Below are 18038 nucleotides of genomic sequence, written 5' to 3' on the forward strand. Positions count from 1 at the left end.
GGGCCAGGCGCGGGCGGCGGTCGCCCCGGCCAGGGCCGCCCGGGCGGAGCGCGGCGCCGAGGGCAGGCCCGCCCGGGTGGGGCCGACGACCACCGGTCCGTCGCCGACCAGGTCGAGCATGTCCGTCACCACCTCGGTGGCGTCGGCCGCGCCGCCGAGGACGAGGACGAGCCGGTCGTTCTGGTGCCCGACGAGCAGCTCGACCCGGTGGCTGCGCGCCACCCGTCGCAGCGCGTGCGGCTCGGCCCGGGACGTCCCAGTCGCGACGACCACCGTGGTCGGGGTCCCCACCGGCCACGACAGCGCCGAGGCCTGGGACGCCAGGCCCTCGTCGGTCTCGCCCCGCACGAGCGCGTCGACGACGAGCGCCTCCAGCCGGGCGTCCCAGGCGCCGCGGGTCTCCGCGGCGCGGGCGTAGACCTCGGCCGCGGCGAAGGCGACCTCGCGGGCGTAGCGCAGCAGCAGCTCCCGTGCCACGGGCAGCTCGTCCTCGGGCAGCGTGTCCTCGAGCAGCCGCTCGGAGGTGTCGATCGCGGTCCTCACGAGGGTGACCGTCTGGTGGAGGCTGATGAGCCGGGTGAGGTCGCGCGGGGCGGCGCCGAACAGGTCGACGCTGCGCACCGACGGGCCGACGGGCCCGCCCGCGCGGCACCAGGTGACGAACCCGGACACGCCGGTCCGGGCGACGAGGCCGACCGACAGCTTGGCCTCGGGCGAGAGCCCGTCGAACCAGGGCAGCTGGGCCGCCATCTGCGACAGCGCGCCCGCCGAGATGGTCGTGCTGCCCTGCTCCAGGGCGGCCAGCGACGCCTCCGACAGCGCCGGTCCCGCCGCCGCGTCGCTGCTGGTCAGGCTGCCCACCGGGCCACGGTAGCCGGGCGCGGCGCGCCGAGCGCGGGCCGCCGTCCGGCCCCTTCGGTACGGTGAGGTCCACGACGAGGGGAGGCACCGTGCCTGGGTTCAGATCACTGAGGGACCGGCTGCGGAGCCGGGGCGGGAGCCCCGAGCCCGAGCTGAGGGTCGAGACGACGGGGCCGCAGCTGGTGGTCCACGAGCCCGCCACGGGGGGGATCCCGACCGTCGCGGACGACGGGGACCACACCTCCACCGTGCACGAGTCGGTGGACGAGGAGCGGCTGCACGACCTGCTGCGCGAGGACCCCAACGACGAGGGCCGCTTCGCCGAGCTGGCCGCGGTGGTGCGCCGCCGCGCCGCCGAGCACGCCGCGGGCGACCTCAAGCAGGCCGAGGACACCGCCGTCTGGGCGCTGGCCGAGGAGCTCGCCCACGACCAGCGGGCCTGGTACCCGCTGGTGGAGCTCGCCCGGCTGTCGCTGCACGACGACCGCGAGGCCGCCATCCGCCGGCTCGGCGTCGCCGCCGAGCGCGACCCCTCCGGCCGCGCCCTGCTCGACGGTCTGGTGCTGCTGCGCGAGGCCGGGGACGCCGACGGTGCGCTGGCCCTGGGGATGGGCCACTGGCGTCCCAGCGACCACCCGCTCCAGGCCGGGCGCGAGCTCGTGTCGGCCGCGGTCGACGCGCAGCGCCTCGCCGAGGCCCGCCGCCACCTGGACGCCCTCGGCGCCCACCCGGACGCCACCGGCGTGGCCGCGATGCGCCGCGACCTGGACAAGGCCATCGTCGCCGCGGAGCGCGCCCGCAAGGGCTGAGCACCGCTCGAGCACCCGACGCCCGTCCCCCTGCCGGGGGGCGGGCGTCGTGCTGTCCGGGCAGGCCGGCGGGCAGGCGCCCCCCCGCACAGCAGCGCGCCCGGCCCCGGCAGCAGCCGGGACCGGGCGCGTCAGGCCCTGCGGAGGAGCGTCAGGCGTCGCCGCCCGCGTTGCCGGTGGTGCCGGCGGTGACGTCGTCGATGGCGTACTTCTCGTACGCCTGCTTCGCCAGGTCGCCGTCGACGGCGCCGGTCGAGGCCAGCGACGCCAGCGCCTGGACGACGACCGAGGGGCCGTCGACCTGGAAGAACCGGCGCGCGGCCGCCCGGGTGTCGGAGAAGCCGAACCCGTCGGTGCCCAGGGACCGGAACCGGCCGCGCTCGCCCGGGACGAACTGGGCGACCTGGTCGGGCACGGCGCGCATGTAGTCCGACACCGCGACGACGGGGCCCTCGGCCTCGGCGAGCTTCTGCGCGATGAACGGCACCCGCGGCTCGGACCCGGGAGAGGCGAACGCCTCGGCCTCGGCGGCCAGGGCGTCCCGGCGCAGCTCGGCCCACGACGTCACCGACCACACGTCGGCGACCACGCCCCAGTCCTCGCGGAGCAGGGTCTGCGCCTCCAGCGCCCACGGCACGCCGACGCCGGAGGCCATGAGCTGCACGCGCGGGCCCTCCCCGGTGCCGGGGTGGGCCAGGTGCATGCCCTTGAGGACACCCTCGACGTCCAGGCCCTCGGGCTCGGCCGGCTGCACGTAGGGCTCGTTGTACAGCGTGATGTAGTACATGAGGTCCTCGCCACGGCCGTCGGGACCGCTGTCGCCGTACATCCGGCGCAGCCCGTCCTGGACGATGTGGCCGATCTCGTACACGTACGCCGGGTCGTAGCTGACGATCGCCGGGTTGGTCGCCGCGAGCAGCGGGGAGTGCCCGTCGGCGTGCTGCAGGCCCTCGCCGGTCAGCGTCGTCCGCCCGGCGGTGGCGCCCAGGTAGAAGCCGCGCGCCATCTGGTCGGCCGCGGCCCACATCCCGTCGCCGGTCCGCTGGAACCCGAACATCGAGTAGAAGATGTAGATCGGGACCATCGGCTCGCCGTGCGTGGAGTACGACGACCCGGCCGCGGTGAAGGCGGCGACGGAGCCGGCCTCGTTGATGCCGAGGTGGAGGATCTGCCCGTCCGTGGCCTCCTTGTACGACAGCATCAGCTCGCGGTCGACGCTGACGTACCGCTGGCCCTTGGGGTTGTAGATCTTGGCCGTCGGGAAGAACGAGTCCATCCCGAACGTGCGCGCCTCGTCGGGGATGATCGGCACGACCCGCTTGCCGAACTCCTTGTCGCGCATGAGGTCCCGCAGCACGCGGACGAAGCCCATGGTCGTGGCGACCTGCTGCTTGCCCGAACCGCGCTTGGCCACCGTGTACGCGGCGTCGCCCGGCAGGGTGATCGGCCCGCGGCTGCCCTTGCGTGACGGGAGCCCGCCGCCCAGGGTCTTCCGGCGCCCGCGCAGGTACTCCAGCGTCTCGTCGCCGTCCTCGGGCCGGTAGTACGGCGGGCGGTACGGGTCGGCCTCGAGCTGCGCGTCGTCGATGGGGATGCGCAGCCCGTCGCGGAAGTTCTTGAGGTCGTCCAGGGCGAGCTTCTTCATCTGGTGCGTGGCGTTGCGGCCGGCGAAGTTCGTGCCCAGGCCCCAGCCCTTGACCGTCTTGGCGAGGATGACCGTCGGCTGACCGGTGTGCTCGGTCGCGGCCTTGTAGGCGGCGTAGACCTTGCGGTAGTCGTGCCCGCCGCGGCGCAGGTTCCAGATGTCGGCGTCGCTGAGCGGCTCGGCGAGCTTCTTGGTGCGCGGGTCGCGGTCGAAGAAGTGCTCGCGGATGAACGCGCCGTTCTCGGCCCGGTAGGTCTGGTAGTCGCCGTCGAGCGTCTCGTTCATGAGCTTGACGAGGGCGCCGGAGCGGTCGGCGTGCAGCAGCGGGTCCCAGTCGCGGCCCCAGACCACCTTGATGACGTTCCAGCCCGCACCGCGGAAGAACGACTCGAGCTCCTGGATGATCTTGCCGTTGCCGCGCACCGGGCCGTCGAGGCGCTGCAGGTTGCAGTTGATGACGAAGTTGAGGTTGTCCAGGCCCTCCGACGCCGCGATCTGCAGGGCGCCGCGGCTCTCGGGCTCGTCCATCTCGCCGTCGCCGAGGAACGCCCAGGTCTGCTGCTGGGAGGTGTCCTTGATCCCGCGGTTGTGCAGGTAGCGGTCGAACTGCGCCTGGTAGATCGCGTTGAGCGGGCCCAGGCCCATGGAGACCGTGGGGAACTCCCAGAAGTCCTGCATGAGGCGGGGGTGCGGGTAGCTGGACAGCCCGCCGGACGGCGAGGACTTCTCCTGGCGGAACCCGTCGAGCTGGTCCTCGGTGAGCCGGCCCTCGAGGTACGCGCGGGCGTAGACGCCGGGGGAGGCGTGCCCCTGCACGAAGACGTGGTCCCCGCCGCCGGCGTGGTCGCGGCCGCGCCAGAAGTGGTTGAAGCCCACCTCGTACAGCGTCGCGGAGGAGGCGTAGGTGGAGATGTGGCCGCCGACGCCGATGCCGGGGGCCTGCGCGCGGTGGACCATGACCGCGGCGTTCCAGCGGATCCAGCGGCGGTAGCGGCGCTCGGTCTCCTCGTCGCCGGGGAACAGCGGCTCGGACTCCGGCGGGATGGTGTTGACGTAGTCGGTCTGCGTGAGCGCGGGGACGCCCAGGTGCTGCTCGCGCGCGGCGTGCAGCATCTGCAGCATGAGGTAGCGCGCCCGCTCCTTGCCGCCGGCCTCGACCGCGGCGGCGAGCGACTGCCGCCACTCGGCCGTCTCCTCGGGGTCGACGTCCGGGAGCTGGGCGAGCAGGCCGTCCAGCATCGGGGCGTCGTCGGCGGCGTTGGGCACGTGTCCTCCAGCAGGTCGTTCGGCGGGTGCGGTGCGGCGGCGCTCCGGAGTGTCGCCAGGCTCGCCCGCCTCCTGCCCCCATCCTGGCCCGTCGGCGCCGGAGGGCCAACACGGGGTGTCCTGCTTGCACAGGTGCGCTGGGGTGGGGTGGACTGTCGCCCAGCGACGCCGGGCCCCGGCGCCGAGGAGGCTCGGTCACGGCCGCGAGGCCGGACGGCCCATGCAGAGGGAGCGCACTGGATGTCTGCCACCGCCGACAGACCGGCGGACACCGACCTGGCCCGCCGCCTCGGGATCACGGCCGGCCAGGTCGTCCAGGAGTTCGGCTGGGACGACGACGTCGACGAGGACCTGCGGTCCCAGGTCGAGGCCCTCACCGGCTCGCCGCTGGAGGACGAGGACTCCATCGAGGTCGCCGACGTCGTCCTGCTGTGGTTCCGCGACGGCGACGGTGACCTGGTCGACGTCCTCATGGACAGCCTCACCAACCTCGGTGACGGCGGTGTGGTGTGGCTGCTCACGCCCAAGCTCGGCCGGCCCGACCACGTCGAGCCCGGTGACATCGAGGAGGCCGCCCCGACCGCGGGCCTGCACGGCACCTCGAGCACCAGCGCCTGCCCCGACTGGTCGGGCACGCGTCTCGCCTCCCCGAAGGGTCGTAAGTGACCGACATCGGCATCCCCACCGAGGGCGCGCTGCCCGAGGTCGGGACACCTGCTCCTGACTTCCGGCTCCCCGACCAGCACGGCCAGGAGGTGTCGCTGACGGACCTGCTCCACGACGGCGGCAACCGGGCGGCGCTCGTCGTGTTCTACCCGTTCGCCTTCTCCGGCACGTGCACCGGCGAGCTCTGCGAGATCCGCGACGACCTGGGCTCCTTCGCCAACGACGACGTCCAGGTGGTCGGCATCTCGTGCGACCCCAAGCACGCGCTGCGCGCCTGGTCCGACGCCGAGGGGTACAGGTTCCCGCTGCTCAGCGACTTCTGGCCGCACGGCGAGGTGGCCCGCCGCTACGGCGTGTTCATGCCGGGGCTCGGCTTCGCGACCCGCGGCTCGTTCCTCGTCGACAGCACGGGGGTGCTGCGCTGGTCGACGGTGCAGGGCCCGGGCCAGCCGCGGGACCCGCAGGCCTACCGCGACGCCCTCGCCTCGCTCTGAGGCGTCCGCCCCGGTCCCGTCGGGGCCGGGGCACCCCGGGCGCGTCTATCCTGCGCCCAGGGGCCTGTAGCTCAGTTGGTCAGAGCACCGCGCTTACACCGCGGGTGTCGCCGGTTCGAGCCCGGCCGGGCCCACCCGCGGCGGGGGCAGCCCCGACCGGACCGGCTACTGTCCGTCGTCATGGTCGTCACCCTGCATGACGTGGTCACGGCGCTCGACGAGGCCTACCCGCGCTCGCTCGCCGAGCCCTGGGACGCCGTCGGTCTCGTCTGCGGTGACCTCGCGGCCGAGGTCTCGTCGGTGCTGCTCAGCGTCGACGTCACCACCGCCGTGGTCGACGAGGCGCTCGAGCGGGGCGTCGACCTGGTCGTCGCCCACCACCCGCTGCTGCTGAGCGCGGTGCACGGCGTCGGCACCGACACCGTCAAGGGCCGCCTGCTCCACCGGCTCATCACCTCCGGCTGCGGGCTGTTCACCGCCCACACCAACGCCGACTCCGCGGCACCGGGCGTGTCCGACGCGCTGGCCCGGACCCTCGGCCTCACCGGGCTGGCGCCGCTGGACGCGCGCCCGCACGAGGCGACCGACCAGGTCGTCACCCTGGTGCCGCCGTCCGCGGTCGACGCCGTCGTGGACGCCCTCGCCGCCGCCGGGGCCGGCCGGCTGGGGGAGTACTCCCGCTGCGCGTGGTCCACGACCGGCACCGGGACCTTCGAGGCCGGGCCGGGCACCGCCCCGGCCGTGGGCCGGGCGGGGGAGCGCGCGTCGGCCACGGAGGCGCGGGTGGAGATGGTGGCGCCCCGCGCCCGCCGCGAGGCCGTGCTGGCCGCCCTGCGCCAGGCCCACCCCTACGAGGAGCCCGCGGTGCAGGTGCTGGAGCTGGCCCCGTGGTCCTCCCCGCGCGGGCTCGGCCGGGTCGGCACGCTGCCCCAGCCGACGAGCCTGCAGGCCTTCGCCGAGCACGTGGCCAAGGTGCTGCCCCGCACGGCGGCCGGCGTCCGCGTCGCGGGCCCCGTGCAGGCGCAGGTGCAGCGGGTCGCGGTCTGCGGCGGCTCCGGCGGGTCCCTGGTCGGCGCGGCCCGGGCGTCCGGGGCCGACGTCTTCGTCACCGCCGACCTGCGCCACCACCCGGCGCAGGACGCGCTGGAGGAGGGCGGGCCGTGGCTCGTCGACGTCGCGCACTGGGCCAGCGAGTGGCCGTGGCTCATGGGTGCCCGCGAGCGGATCCTCGCCGCCACCGACCCCCGGGGCGAGCACCTGGACGTCGTCGTGTCCCGTACCGTGACCGACCCGTGGACCTCTCGCGCCTGAACCGCGTCCCGCCGCACCGCCGCACCCAGCCCCGAGGAGCTCCCCGATGGTGACCGTCGCCCCCGCCGACCAGCGCAGGCTGCTCCAGGTGCAGGCCCTGGACACGCGGCTGGACCAGCTGGCCCACACCCGCTCGACGCTGCCCGAGGCGGCGCGGGCGGCCGAGCTGGACGCCCTGGCCCGCACGCTGCGTGACGACGTGGTCCTGCTCCGCACCAAGGTGTCCGACCTGGACCGCGAGCTGCAGCGGGCGGAGAACGACGTCCAGGCCGTGCGCGACCGGGCTGCCCGCAACAAGGCCCGCCTGGACTCCGGCCAGGGCAGCGCCAAGGACCTCGTCGGGCTCCAGCACGAGGTCGAGTCGCTGGCCCGGCGCCAGTCGGTGCTGGAGGACACGGAGCTGGAGGTGATGGAGCGGCGCGAGGAGCAGGCCGGCCTGCTCGAGACCACCCAGGCGCGGCTCGACGGCGTCGCCGCCGAGCTCGCCACCGTCGCCGCGGCGCGCGACGCCCGCCAGGCGGAGCTGGACGCCGAGCGGGTCGAGGTCGAGGACGACCGCAAGGCCGCCGCCACCGGCCTGCCCGAGGCGATGGTGAAGGTCTACGAGCGGCTGCGCGGGCGGCTCGGCAGCGGCGTCGCCCAGCTGGTCGAGGGGGGCTGCGACGGCTGCCGGATGCCCATGGCCCCGGTCGAGGTGGGCGCGCTGCTGCGGCGGCCCGCCGACGAGATGCTCCGCTGCCCGGAGTGCGAGCGCATCCTCGTCCGGCCCGAGGGCGCGGGGGCGTGACCGGCACGGTCCGTCAGCTCGTCGTCGAGGCCGACGGGGGCTCGCGCGGCAACCCCGGCCCGTCCGGCTTCGGCGCCCTGGTGCGCGAGGCGGGCGGCGGCCTGCTCGCCGAGGCGGGGGAGCGGTGCGGCCTGACGACGAACAACGTCGCGGAGTACTCGGGCCTGCTCGCGGGGCTGCGGATGGCCGCCGCGGTCGACCCCTCGGCCCGGGTCGAGGTGCGGATGGACTCCAAGCTCGTCGTGGAGCAGATGTCCGGCCGGTGGAAGATCAAGGACCGCCGCCTGGCCGGCATCGCCGCGCAGGCCAGCCGCGCGTTCGAGCCGTCGCTCGTCCGGTACACGTGGGTGCCGCGCGCGCAGAACGGGCACGCCGACCGGCTCGCCAACGAGGCCATGGACGGCCGGGAGCGGCGGGTCGACGACGTCGTGGCGACCCTGGCCGCGGACGCCGCCCGCAGCACCCCGGACGACCCGACCGACCCCGTGGGCCCGATGGACCCCGCCCCGGACCCGCTGCCGTCCCGGGCGACCGGTGCCGCGCCGTCGGCCGGCACGCCGTCGGCCGCCACGTCGTCGGCCGCCACGTCGTCCGCCGCCACGTCGTCCACCGCCACGTCGTCCACCGCGGTGCCCGCCGGGGCCAGCCAGGGCGACCTCGGCCAGGCCACCACCGTCCTGCTGGTCCGCCACGGCCGGACCCGGCTCACCCAGGAGCGCCGGTTCTCCGGCGTCCGCGGCGAGGACGCGCCGCTCACCGACGTCGGCCGGCTCGACGCCCTCGGCGCCGTCCCCTTCCTGGCGCAGGTGCCGGTCGACGCCGTCGTCGTGTCCCCGCTGCTGCGGGCCCGGCAGACCGCCGACGTGCTGCGGGAGCGGCTCGGCTGGCCGCGCGCCGCCGTCGACGACCGCTGGGCCGAGCTCGCCTTCGGGGAGTGGGACGCCCTCACCGCGGCCGAGGTCGCCGCACGCGGCGACGGTGACCTGTTCGGCCGCTGGCTCGGCGACGCCTCGGTGAGCCCGCCCGGCGGGGAGTCCATGCGCGACCTCGAGGCGCGCGTGGCCGCCGGGCTGGCGGACCTGCTCGAGCAGCACCGGGGCGGGACGGTCGTCGTGGTGTGCCACATGACGCCGATCCGCTCGGTGGTCCGGACGCTGCTCGGCGCCGGCGAGGAGGCCCTCGGGCGCCTCAGGTTCGCGCCCGGCAGCCTGACGACCACGCGTTTCTGGCCCGACGGCGGCGCCGAGGTCGACGGGGTCGGCCTCCACGTGCCGCCGGACGTGCAGACGCTCTTCTAGGCATGTCGTCGGCGGGCGCGCGCCGCTGCCCCCGCGGTGCGCGTCCGGGAGGACACTCGGCGCATGACGGTGGTGCGGAGCGGGGCCGCGGTGGTGCGCGAGCTCGCACCGGGCGGCCGCGCCGCAGCACCGCGGCACATCCCGCCCCGCGGCTGGCTCATGGTGCTGCGGCGGGTGGGGCGGCGCGTGCTCGCTGACCGGTTCCCGCTGCTCAGCGCCGGCATCGCGTTCTTCGCCGTGCTGTCCATCGCGCCGGTGCTCCTCACCGCGGTGTCCGTCTACGGGGCGGTCAACACCCCGGAGGAGGCGCTGGAGCAGCTGTCCGCGGTGGCCGGGGTCCTGCCGCCCACCATGCGGCAGGTGGTCGAGGACCAGGTGCTGTCCATCACGGCCGCCTCGACCGAGGTCCACACCGTGCGCGGCCTCGTCGCCCTGCTCCTCGCGCTCTGGACGGCGACCACGGCGATGACCTACCTCGTCGACGCGCTCACCCTCGCCTACGACGAGACCGAGACCCGGTCCTTCCCGCGCCTGGTCGGGCTGTCGCTGGCGCTCGTGCTGGGCTCCGCGGTGGCGCTCGGTGCGCTGCTGGCCGCGGCCGGGTTCGCGACCGGCGCCCTGGCCCGCGCCCCCGGGCCCGTCCTCGAGCTGGCCGGCGTGCTGGTCTGGGTGGTGCTCGCGGCGCTCATGGCCCTCGGCCTGGCCGTGCTGTACCGGGTGGCGCCCGACCGCCGGAGCCCGCGCTGGGCGTGGGTGAGCACCGGCGCGCTGGCCGCGACCGCGCTGTGGGTCGCCACGTCGCTGGCGCTGTTCGCGTACGTCCGCGACCTCGGCACGTACGAGACGACGTACGGCTCCCTGGCAGGGGTGGCGATCAGCATGCTCTGGCTCTGGCTGACGGTGCTCCTGGTCCTGCTCGGGGCGGCGCTCAACGCCGAGGCCGAGCGGCAGACCGTGCGGGACTCCACCGTCGGTCAGGACCGGCCCATGGGGGAGCGGGGTGCCGTCGTGGCCGACACGGTCGTCACGTCGGTCGTCGACCTGGCTGCCGCCGAGACCGCCGGCCAGGCTCGACGGACCACCGGTGGGACGGGCTCGCCGGCCTAGCCGGACAGACCGGCCGCGTGGTCGGGGACGAGCCGCTGGCTCTCCCTGGCGGGGCGGCGGTACCCGCCCGACGGCGGGCGGGCGGGCAGCTCGAGGACCGGAGCCTCGACCCGCTCGTAGTCGATGCTCCCGAGCAGGTGGGCGATCATGTTCAGCCGGGAGCGGCGCTTGTCGTCGGAGTCGACGACCCACCACGGTGCCTCGGGGATGTCGGTGTGCACGAGCATCTCGTCCTTGGCCCGGGAGTAGTCCTCCCAGTGCGCGACCGAGTCCAGGTCGGTGCCGGACAGCTTCCACCGGCGCATCGGGTCCTCCAGCCGGGACCGGAAGCGCGCCTCCTGCTCACCGTCGCTCACGGAGAACCAGTACTTGCGCAGGAGGATGCCGTCCTCGACCAGGAGCCGCTCGAACAGGGGGCACTGGTGGAGGAAGCGCCGGTGCTCCGCCTCGGTGCAGAACCCCATGACCCGCTCCACGCCGGCGCGGTTGTACCAGGACCGGTCCATGAGGACGATCTCGCCGGCGGCCGGCAGGTGCTGCACGTAGCGCTGGAAGTACCACTGGCTGCGCTCCCGGTCGGTGGGGGCCGGCAGGGCGACGATGCGGGCCACCCGCGGGTTGAGGTACTCGGCCACCCGCTTGATCGCGCTGCCCTTGCCCGCGGCGTCGCGGCCCTCGAACACCACGACCACCCGGGCGCCGGAGCGGCGGACCCACTCCTGCATGGTGACCAGCTCCGCCTGCAGCCGCAGGAGCTCCGTCTCGTAGACCTTGCGCGGGACCCGCCCGGATGCGCCCATGCCTGAGGCTACGGCCCCTATCCTCGTGGCGGACGAGTCGGCCGGGCGACCGCGTCGGGCCTCCGGGCCCGCCGAGGAAAGTCCGGGCTCCACAGGGCGAGGTGGTGGGTAACGCCCACCCGGGGTGACCCGCGGGACAGTGCCACAGAGAGAAGACCGCCGACGGACCGGGCGACCGGGACGGCGGTAAGGGTGAAAGGGTGGTGCAAGAGACCACCAGCGTGCCGGGTGACCGGTGCGGCTAGGTAAACCCCACCTGGAGCAAGGTCAGACAGGACGCGCCCGAGGGCTGCCCGCCCGATGCGTCCGGGTAGACCGCAGGAGGGCGTCGGCGACGGCGCTCGTAGATGGATGGTCGCCGCCGGCGCGAGAGCGTCGGTACAGAACCCGGCTTACAGGCCGGCTCGTCCCCTCAGGCCCCTGTCGCATGCGGCCTGGCCCTCCGGCCGGACCGGCGCCGCCCGAGCGCGCCGGCCGCAACCTGGCCGGTGGCGAGGCCGAGGACGGCCACCATCAGCACCCAGCCCGACGCCCGGTACTCGCTGTCCGTGAGGCCGTCCCGATGGACGACGGCGAGGCTGGCCCAGAACGCGCCCACGAGGGCCAGCATCAACGGCAGCCCCCTCCGTGCGGGCAGCACCAGGTGGGCCGTGGTCACGACTGCCGTGACGACCAGCACCCCGAGCAGGACCATCTGCGGCATGCCGGTCACCCTGGCACGGTGACCAGGGCGTCGGTCGGTTCCCGGACCACGTCAGTATCGGATGACCTCGGCGGGCGCGCTGACGGGTGCTCCTCGGGTCGGCTTGGGCCGTTCCGCTGACAGCCGTCGCGGCCAGGAGCAGGATGTGACGCGGCGTGATGTCCGTCACGCCCCGTCATCCCCGGGGAGCTCACCATGCGTCGTCCTGCAGCACTCGTCACCGCCGCCGTCCTCGCCGTCGGCGCCTTCTCGTTCGCGTCGCCGGCCTCGGCCGACCACATCGTCACCATCACGCAGGCCGGCTGCGGGGCTGGGGTGTTCACGGGCGGGTTCCCGACGGACGTCTCGACGTCCAGGGTGAGCATCCGGCGCGACGGGAACGTCGTGAAGGCCACGTGCATCTTCAGCGACCTGCCCAAGGAGTACTACAACGAGGAGGTCGGTTTCCTCTGGACCCGGGTGACGACGACGACGACGATCCCCGTCACGGGGTGCGCGCTGTCGCTCGACCCGTCGGACCCCATCGGGGTCATGGGCGAGGGCACCGCGACCTTCACCGCGGGCGGCGCCGCCAAGGCGGTCTGCGTGTTCGAGCTGCCCGCGGGCGCCTGACCCGGCAGGCCAGGACGGGCTGCGGCTGGGGCGGTCGTTTCCGGACGGTCGCCCCGGGGTAGCGCACGGGCGATGGACCTCCTCGCCCCGCCCGCCGCCCTGACCGCCACGCTGTCGCACCGCGTCGCCCGCCTGCGGGGCGCGGCCGCTCTCCACCCGCGCGGTGTCGTCCAGCACTGCACCCTGCAGGTGCCCGGAGGCGCCGGGACGGGCTGCGGGCTGCTCGACGAGCCCGGGACGCACACCGGCGTGGTGCGGCTGTCGCGCAGCGCGGGCCTGCCGACGTGGCTGCCGGACGTCGGTGGCGTCGCCGTGCGGCTGCCCGGGCTGGGCGCGGGGGGCCACCCGCTCGACCTGCTGTTCAGCACGGCGTGGCGATGGGTGTTCGTGCCGAGCTCGCTGAGCCGGACCTGCTCCTCTCTCGTCACCTTCCGGACGGGGACCGGTCGCGCGCTGCTGCTCGGTGCCCGGCCGGCGGACGACGGCTTCGACATGCTCATGGCCACGCCCGCGGGACCGTGGCGGACCTGGGGCCGGCTGGTCGTGGGGTGCGCGCCGAGGACCAGGACCTGCGCTGCGAGCCCGCCCGCGGGGCCGACGACCTGGTCCCGTCCGCCTACCTGCGCCGGCTCCGGGCGTGGAGCTACGCCGCCTCGCAGCGCGGCCGCACCCGGCAGGGCTGAGCGCAGGCACGAGGGCTGAGGCCCGGGCACGACGGAGGGCTGCCGACCGCGCAGGTCGGCAGCCCTCGGTCGTGCTCGTGCTGCCGGGCGTCAGGCGCGGCCCGGCAGCTCCCGGTCAGTAGACGTCGACCGCGTCCAGCTCGGCGAAGAACGTGTCGTGCGTGAGGGTGACGGTGTTGACGCCCTTGCGCAGCAGCACGGTGTGCTCGACGGTCGTCCAGTTGCCCCAGCGGGTGAAGGGGTACGTGACGGTGCCGGCGGGACGCCCGTTGACGGTGACGTCCTGGGTCGACTCGATCGGCCAGCCGCCGCGCTCCGAGCCGTTCGACATGCGGATCCCCAGCGTGGCGGGACCGCCCTTGTCGGCGACGACGGTGAAGGTCACGGAGCTGTCGTCGAAGTCCAGGCCGCCGACGACGGCGCCGCCGGAGGCGCTGCCGTCCCCGCGGACGCGGGCGTTCGAGATGACGCCGGCCTCGGCCTCGTAGCGCACGGCCGTGGTCGGGTCGGACGGCGGGCTGTTGACCGGGGCGAGCCGGCGACCCTCGTACAGGTCGACGGCGTCGATCTCGGCGAAGCCGGACACCCGGGTGAGCGTGATGGTGTTGAGGCCCTCGCGCAGCCGCACCTGCTGCTCGAGCGTCTGCCAGTTGCCCCACGTGGTGTGGGCGAAGGTCACCAGGCCGGCGTCGCGCCCGTTGACGGTGAGGGAGTCGGTCGCCGTGAGGCGGCCGCCGGGGCCCTCGGTGCCGTTGGTGTAGCGGATGCCGATGACGGCGGGGCCGGCCTGCTCCGCGTCCACCGTGACGGTGACGGAGCTGGTGGCGAAGTCCATGCCGCCGACCTTGGCGCCGCCGGAGGCCGCGGTGTCGCCGACGACGCGGGCGTCGACGACCACGCCGTCCTCGGCCTGGTACCGCTCGGAGGCCTCGACCACCGACGGCACGCCGTCGACGAAGACGAGCTCGCTGGTGTAGACCGCGCGGTAGCTGTAGGTCGGGTCCCAGCCGTGGAACACGATGGAGTACCCGCCGTCAGGGTTCACGACGATGTCCTGCCCACCGGGGCCGCGGACGTCGCCGGAGAACCGGTCGGTCGTCATGAGCTCCGTGGTGGCCTTCGTCCACGGGCCGGTGAGGCTGTCGGACGTGGCGTAGGAGGTGCGGTACCCGCCGCCGCCGAAGTCGTTGGCCGAGTAGAACAGGTAGTACGTGCCGTCCACCTCGAGCAGGGTCGGCGCCTCGACGACCGCGCCCTCGTAGGGCAGGTCACGACGGATGAGCTCGACGGGGTCACCGGTGAGCGTGGTGCCGTCCAGCGACAGCTCCTGCAGGTAGATGATCGCCGTCTTGTCCGGGCAGCAGTTGCCGTCGGCCTTCCACAGCAGGTAGAGCCGGCCGTCCTCGGTGTACGTGCCGGCGTCGATGGCGCCGCCGAGGTCGACGGTGCCTCGCGCGCCGTCCGGGCAGACGAGCGGGTCGGTGCCGACCGGGAGGAACGGGCCGTCGGGGGAGTCCGACAGCGAGACGCCGATGCACTGGCGCGGCGCGAGGGAGTCGCGGGCGGTGTAGTACAGGGCGTAGCCGCCCTCGACCTCGCTGACCTCGGGGGCCCAGATGCACCGGTCGGTGACGCCGCCGGGGCCGAAGCTGCAGCCCTCCGCGACCCAGTCGCCGAGCGTCGGGGCGACGTCGCCCTCGTCGGTCCAGGTCTCGAGGTCGGTGGAGGTGAAGTGCTGGACGTTCTCGCCGCCGGAGTTCGTCGCGTAGGCGTGGTAGACGCCGTCGACGAGCAGGACGTCGGGGTCGGGCGCGTTGGCGTCGATGACCGGCTCGATGACCGGCGCGGGTGCGGGAGTGCCGAGGGCGGGTCCGCCGGGGGCTGCCACGGCGGCGGTCGCGGGAGTCAGCAGGCCGATGGCGAGCAGCACCCCCATGACCTTGGCGTGGACGTGCGTCGTTGCGTGTGCCACGAGTTCCCTTCCAGGACGTACGGGTAGGAGAGGGCAGATCGTCGCCGTCCTGGGGGGCGGGGTCAACCGGTGGCGGTCCGGGGCCCGGCGGGGCAGCTCAGCCGGCGTCGGACGCGGGGCCGGTGAGCGCGGCGCCCAGCCGCGCGTCGAGCAGCGGCGCCAGCTGGGCGGCGTAGGTCGCGCTCACGTGGTCGTCGTCGTGGTAGGCGGAGGCGTTGCCGATGACCGGCGGGCAGGTGTCCCGGCAGAACCACGGCACCGGGTCGACGACCACGGCCCCCGCGGCGAGCGCCGCCTGGGCGGTGGCGCGCCGGCGCTCCGGGTCGAGCAGCGCGTCCTCCCGGTCCACGGCGCACTCCTGGACCGCGTCGAGGTTCTCGGCCAGGCAGGTGGGCACGTCCGCGTCGGGGTTGGGCGTGTCCTCGAGCAGGACCACCTGGGCGCCGGTGCCGCGCAGCGTGGTCGTCGTGGTCGTGACCCCCTCCGCCCAGCGGCGGGTGAACTCGTCGCCGCGCGGGGAGAACACCGCGGCGGACATGACGACGAGGTCGGGGTCCTCCTGCGCGATGCGCTCCATGGCCGCCGCGCGCCAGGTGTCGCACTCGGTGTAGGCCCGGCGCAGGCTCGCCAGGTCGATGCTCACGTCGTATAGCGGGCAGCCGGCCTTCGTCATGACGACCAGCCGCCAGCCACGGCGCTCGGCGACCTGGGACATCGCGGGGTACCACTGGTAGGCGTGCGAGTCGCCGGTGAGCACGACGGTGGTCGCACCGTCGGGGTGACTGCCGAACACGCAGGACCCGCCCGGCTCGCGGGAGACGTCCTCGTGCTCGACGGCGACCATGCAGGAGATGCGGTCCTCGCTGCGGGCGCGGGCGGCGTCGTCCTGGGCGTCCTCCAGGACGGGGTCGAGGTTGGCGGGCAGCCCCTGCAGCTGCTCGGCCTGGGCCACGGCCTCGCGCACCCCGGCCTCGTCGAGGGCGCCGACCTGGACCTGTTCGGCCTCGGCGGTGGCGACGGGGGCGACGGGGGCGGCGGTGCCCCGGACCTCCGGGACCAGCGCGGCCGACACGGTCCCGGTCCCCGCGGCGAGCGCGACGCACAGCGCGCCGACGGCGAGGGAGCGGGCGGGGTCGCGCACGAGCAGGGCGTGGCGGCGGACCGGGTCCTCCAGCAGCGCGTACGTGGTCCACGCGAGGCCGAGCGCCACGAGGGACAGCAGGAGCCTGCCGGCCAGGCCCGGGTCGCCGCCGAGCGCGCGCGGCCCGAGCACGAGGACCGGCCAGTGCCACAGGTACCAGCCGTAGGACAGCCGCCCCAGGGTGCGCATGGGGGCGGTGCCGAGCAGGGCGCCGAGCCGGGTCGTGCCGCCGGTCCCGGCCGCGACGACGGCGGCCGTCCCGAGCACCGGCAGGAGGGCCGCGGTGCCGGGGAACGGCGTGCCCTCGTCGAGGACGAGCGCGGCCAGCAGCACCGCGGCCAGGCCGACGACGGCGGCGGCCTCGCGGACCCGGCCCGGCAGGCCCGCGAGCGCGGGGGCGGCAATGGCGAGCAGGGCGCCGACGCCGAGCTCCCAGCCGCGGCTCCACGGCTCGAAGTAGGCCAGCGGCTGGCTCTGCGCGGTCTGCCACACCCCCCAGGCGAACGAGGCGAGCACGGCGACGACGGTGAGCGGCACCAGCAGGACGGGCAGGTCGCCCGTGCCCCGGCCGCGCGGGGCGGGCCGGCCGCGGCGGCGCGCGAGGAGCCCGCCGACGAGCACGAGCAGGACCACCGCGACCGGCCAGACGACGTAGAACTGCTCCTCCACGCCGAGAGACCAGTAGTGCTGGTACGGCGACTCGGCGTCGTCGGCGAGGTAGTCCACGCCGTCGCGGGCCAGGAGCAGGTTCATGGCGAACAGCCCGCTCCACACCGCGTCGCGGGCCACCTGCCGGACCTCCAGCGGGGTGAGCAGGAGCCACGACGCGGCCAGGGTGACCAGCGAGACGAGGGTGGCCAGGGGCAGCAGGCGGCGGGCGCGACGGGCCCAGAAGCCGCGCAGCGACACCGTTCCCGTGCGGCGGACCTCCGCCAGCAGCAGCCCGGTGATGAGGAACCCCGACAGGACGAAGAACACGTCGACGCCCACGTAGCCGCCGTAGAGCCCGGGGACCCCGGCGTGGAAGAGGACGACCACGACGACCGCGACGGCGCGCAGGCCCTCGACGTCGCCGCGGCGGCTGTCGACGGCAGCGGGGGCGGGTGCCCCGGAGGGCCGGGCGTACGGCCGTGCGTCGAGCTGTGCCGTCACCGGGCAGCACCCAGCCGGGCGTGCAGCCCGTCCCGGACACCGGGCCACTGCTCGGCGGTGACCGAGAACATCGCGGTGTCACGCACCGTGCCGTCGGCGCGGCGCTGGTAGCGGCTCAGCACGCCCTCGGAGGTGGCGCCGAGCCGGGCGATCGCCTGCTGCGACCGGGTGTTGCGGACGTCGGTCTTCAGCTGCACGCGCCCCGCGCCCAGGACCTCGAAGGCGTGGCCGAGGAGCAGGAGCTTGGCAGCGGGGTTGACGTCCGAGGCCCACACCCCGGGGCAGTACCCCGTGGCCCCGACCTCCAACCTCGCGTCGGGGGCGGACACCTCCAGGTAGGAGGAGGTGCCGAGGACCTCCCCGTCGCGGGTGCCGGTGACCAGCCACTGGTGCCAGCCGAGCCGGTCGGCCCGGTCGCGCAGGGTGGCCTCCAGCCCGGCCGGGTCGGCCGGGCGTCCCGCCAGGTGCTCCCACACCCGGTCGTCGTCCAGCGCGGCGAACAGCGCCGCCGCGTCGGCCGCGGCGTCCACCCGGCGCAGGGTCACGACGGGCCCGACCAGCTCGGTGCCCTCGGGCACCGGCCACACCATCGCCGGCCACACCGAGTCGTGCGGACGGGGGTCCGGGGCCGGGACGAACCGTCCGGGACCGTGCGGCGGGCCGGCCGGCGGGGCCTCAGGCACCGTCGACGAGCAGCCCGCGGCGGCGGAGCAGCGGCTCGGGGCGGGGGG

General features: G+C 75.2%; 16 protein-coding genes, 1 tRNA gene and 1 other RNA gene. 11 read left to right on the forward strand and 7 right to left on the reverse strand.

Annotated features, from left to right (window positions below; genetic code table 11):
* Positions 1–861, reverse strand: an 861-nt coding sequence (locus WCS02_RS08020) for a PucR family transcriptional regulator (protein ID WP_340291796.1), incomplete at its 3' end; no start/stop codon positions are given.
* 89 nt (positions 862–950) lie between these two features.
* Between WCS02_RS08020 and WCS02_RS08025 the strand changes: the two genes are divergently transcribed.
* On the forward strand, positions 951–1670 hold the full coding sequence (locus tag WCS02_RS08025; protein WP_340291798.1) for a hypothetical protein: 720 nt from the start codon (positions 951–953) through the stop codon (positions 1668–1670).
* Positions 1671–1821: 151 nt separating this feature from the next.
* On the opposite strand, the gene aceE is transcribed toward WCS02_RS08025, so the two are convergent.
* Positions 1822–4554, reverse strand: coding sequence for a pyruvate dehydrogenase (acetyl-transferring), homodimeric type (aceE, locus tag WCS02_RS08030; protein WP_340291827.1), 2733 nt, complete (start codon positions 4552–4554; stop codon positions 1822–1824).
* A gap of 267 nt (positions 4555–4821) precedes the next feature.
* On the opposite strand from aceE, the gene WCS02_RS08035 reads away from it, so the two are divergent.
* From WCS02_RS08035 to WCS02_RS08065, 7 genes are all read left to right on the forward strand, one after another.
* Positions 4822–5247, forward strand: a complete 426-nt coding sequence (locus WCS02_RS08035; RefSeq protein WP_340291800.1) for a DUF3052 domain-containing protein — start codon at positions 4822–4824, stop codon at positions 5245–5247.
* Positions 5244–5741: a peroxiredoxin gene (locus WCS02_RS08040; protein ID WP_340291802.1), complete on the forward strand. Its 498-nt coding sequence runs from the start codon at positions 5244–5246 to the stop codon at positions 5739–5741. Before WCS02_RS08035 ends, WCS02_RS08040 begins: the two co-directional genes overlap by 4 nt.
* A gap of 60 nt (positions 5742–5801) precedes the next feature.
* A tRNA-Val gene (locus WCS02_RS08045) sits at positions 5802–5875 on the forward strand.
* Between the two features lie 46 nt (positions 5876–5921).
* A complete protein-coding gene (locus WCS02_RS08050) occupies positions 5922–7052 on the forward strand; it encodes a Nif3-like dinuclear metal center hexameric protein (protein WP_340291805.1) in 1131 nt (376 codons plus the stop codon).
* A gap of 46 nt (positions 7053–7098) precedes the next feature.
* The gene (locus WCS02_RS08055; RefSeq protein WP_340291807.1) at positions 7099–7839 is read left to right on the forward strand and encodes a zinc ribbon domain-containing protein; all 741 of its coding nucleotides are present in this window, start codon (positions 7099–7101) and stop codon (positions 7837–7839) included.
* The gene (locus WCS02_RS08060) at positions 7836–9137 is read left to right on the forward strand and encodes a bifunctional RNase H/acid phosphatase (RefSeq protein ID WP_340291809.1); all 1302 of its coding nucleotides are present in this window, start codon (positions 7836–7838) and stop codon (positions 9135–9137) included. The genes WCS02_RS08055 and WCS02_RS08060 overlap by 4 nt, the downstream gene beginning before the upstream one ends.
* A gap of 63 nt (positions 9138–9200) precedes the next feature.
* Positions 9201–10244: a YihY/virulence factor BrkB family protein gene (locus tag WCS02_RS08065; protein WP_340291811.1), complete on the forward strand. Its 1044-nt coding sequence runs from the start codon at positions 9201–9203 to the stop codon at positions 10242–10244.
* On the opposite strand, the gene ppk2 is transcribed toward WCS02_RS08065, so the two are convergent.
* Entirely contained in the window at positions 10241–11044 is an 804-nt protein-coding gene (gene ppk2, locus WCS02_RS08070) for a polyphosphate kinase 2 (RefSeq protein ID WP_340291813.1), read from the reverse strand. The genes WCS02_RS08065 and ppk2 overlap by 4 nt on opposite strands.
* Before the next feature lie 33 nt (positions 11045–11077).
* Here ppk2 and rnpB point away from each other — a divergent pair.
* An RNA gene (gene rnpB, locus WCS02_RS08075) (RNase P RNA component class A) lies at positions 11078–11455 on the forward strand.
* 1 nt (position 11456) lies between these two features.
* Here the strand turns inward: rnpB and WCS02_RS08080 are convergent.
* On the reverse strand, positions 11457–11756 hold the full coding sequence (locus WCS02_RS08080) for a hypothetical protein (protein WP_340291815.1): 300 nt from the start codon (positions 11754–11756) through the stop codon (positions 11457–11459).
* Between the two features lie 186 nt (positions 11757–11942).
* Between WCS02_RS08080 and WCS02_RS08085 the strand changes: the two genes are divergently transcribed.
* Positions 11943–12359, forward strand: coding sequence for a hypothetical protein (locus WCS02_RS08085; RefSeq protein ID WP_340291817.1), 417 nt, complete (start codon positions 11943–11945; stop codon positions 12357–12359).
* Between the two features lie 72 nt (positions 12360–12431).
* Entirely contained in the window at positions 12432–13061 is a 630-nt protein-coding gene (locus tag WCS02_RS08090) for a hypothetical protein (protein ID WP_340291819.1), read from the forward strand.
* A 96-nt stretch (positions 13062–13157) separates the two neighbouring features.
* On the opposite strand, the gene WCS02_RS08095 is transcribed toward WCS02_RS08090, so the two are convergent.
* From WCS02_RS08095 to WCS02_RS08105, 3 genes are all read right to left on the reverse strand, one after another.
* Positions 13158–15014, reverse strand: coding sequence for a family 43 glycosylhydrolase (locus WCS02_RS08095; protein ID WP_340291821.1), 1857 nt, complete (start codon positions 15012–15014; stop codon positions 13158–13160).
* Positions 15015–15111: 97 nt separating this feature from the next.
* On the reverse strand, positions 15112–17307 hold the full coding sequence (locus tag WCS02_RS08100; protein WP_340291823.1) for an acyltransferase family protein: 2196 nt from the start codon (positions 17305–17307) through the stop codon (positions 15112–15114).
* On the reverse strand, positions 17304–18038 hold a 735-nt coding region (locus WCS02_RS08105), incomplete at its 5' end, for a GNAT family N-acetyltransferase (protein ID WP_340291825.1). The genes WCS02_RS08105 and WCS02_RS08100, both read right to left, overlap by 4 nt.

It is taken from the genome of Aquipuribacter hungaricus (assembly GCF_037860755.1).
GTDB lineage: Bacteria > Actinomycetota > Actinomycetes > Actinomycetales > JBBAYJ01 > Aquipuribacter > Aquipuribacter hungaricus.

Excerpts from the sequence above, each read along its gene's own strand:
- aceE (WP_340291827.1), bottom strand. The coding sequence starts at position 4,554 with ATGCTGGACGGCCTGCTCGCCCAGCTCCCGGACGTCGACCCCGAGGAG.
- WCS02_RS08035 (WP_340291800.1), top strand. The coding sequence starts at position 4,822 with ATGTCTGCCACCGCCGACAGACCGGCGGACACCGACCTGGCCCGCCGC.
- WCS02_RS08050 (WP_340291805.1), top strand. The coding sequence starts at position 5,922 with ATGGTCGTCACCCTGCATGACGTGGTCACGGCGCTCGACGAGGCCTAC.
- WCS02_RS08055 (WP_340291807.1), top strand. The coding sequence starts at position 7,099 with ATGGTGACCGTCGCCCCCGCCGACCAGCGCAGGCTGCTCCAGGTGCAG.
- WCS02_RS08065 (WP_340291811.1), top strand. The coding sequence starts at position 9,201 with ATGACGGTGGTGCGGAGCGGGGCCGCGGTGGTGCGCGAGCTCGCACCG.
- ppk2 (WP_340291813.1), bottom strand. The coding sequence starts at position 11,044 with ATGGGCGCATCCGGGCGGGTCCCGCGCAAGGTCTACGAGACGGAGCTC.
- WCS02_RS08085 (WP_340291817.1), top strand. The coding sequence starts at position 11,943 with ATGCGTCGTCCTGCAGCACTCGTCACCGCCGCCGTCCTCGCCGTCGGC.
- WCS02_RS08090 (WP_340291819.1), top strand. The coding sequence starts at position 12,432 with ATGGACCTCCTCGCCCCGCCCGCCGCCCTGACCGCCACGCTGTCGCAC.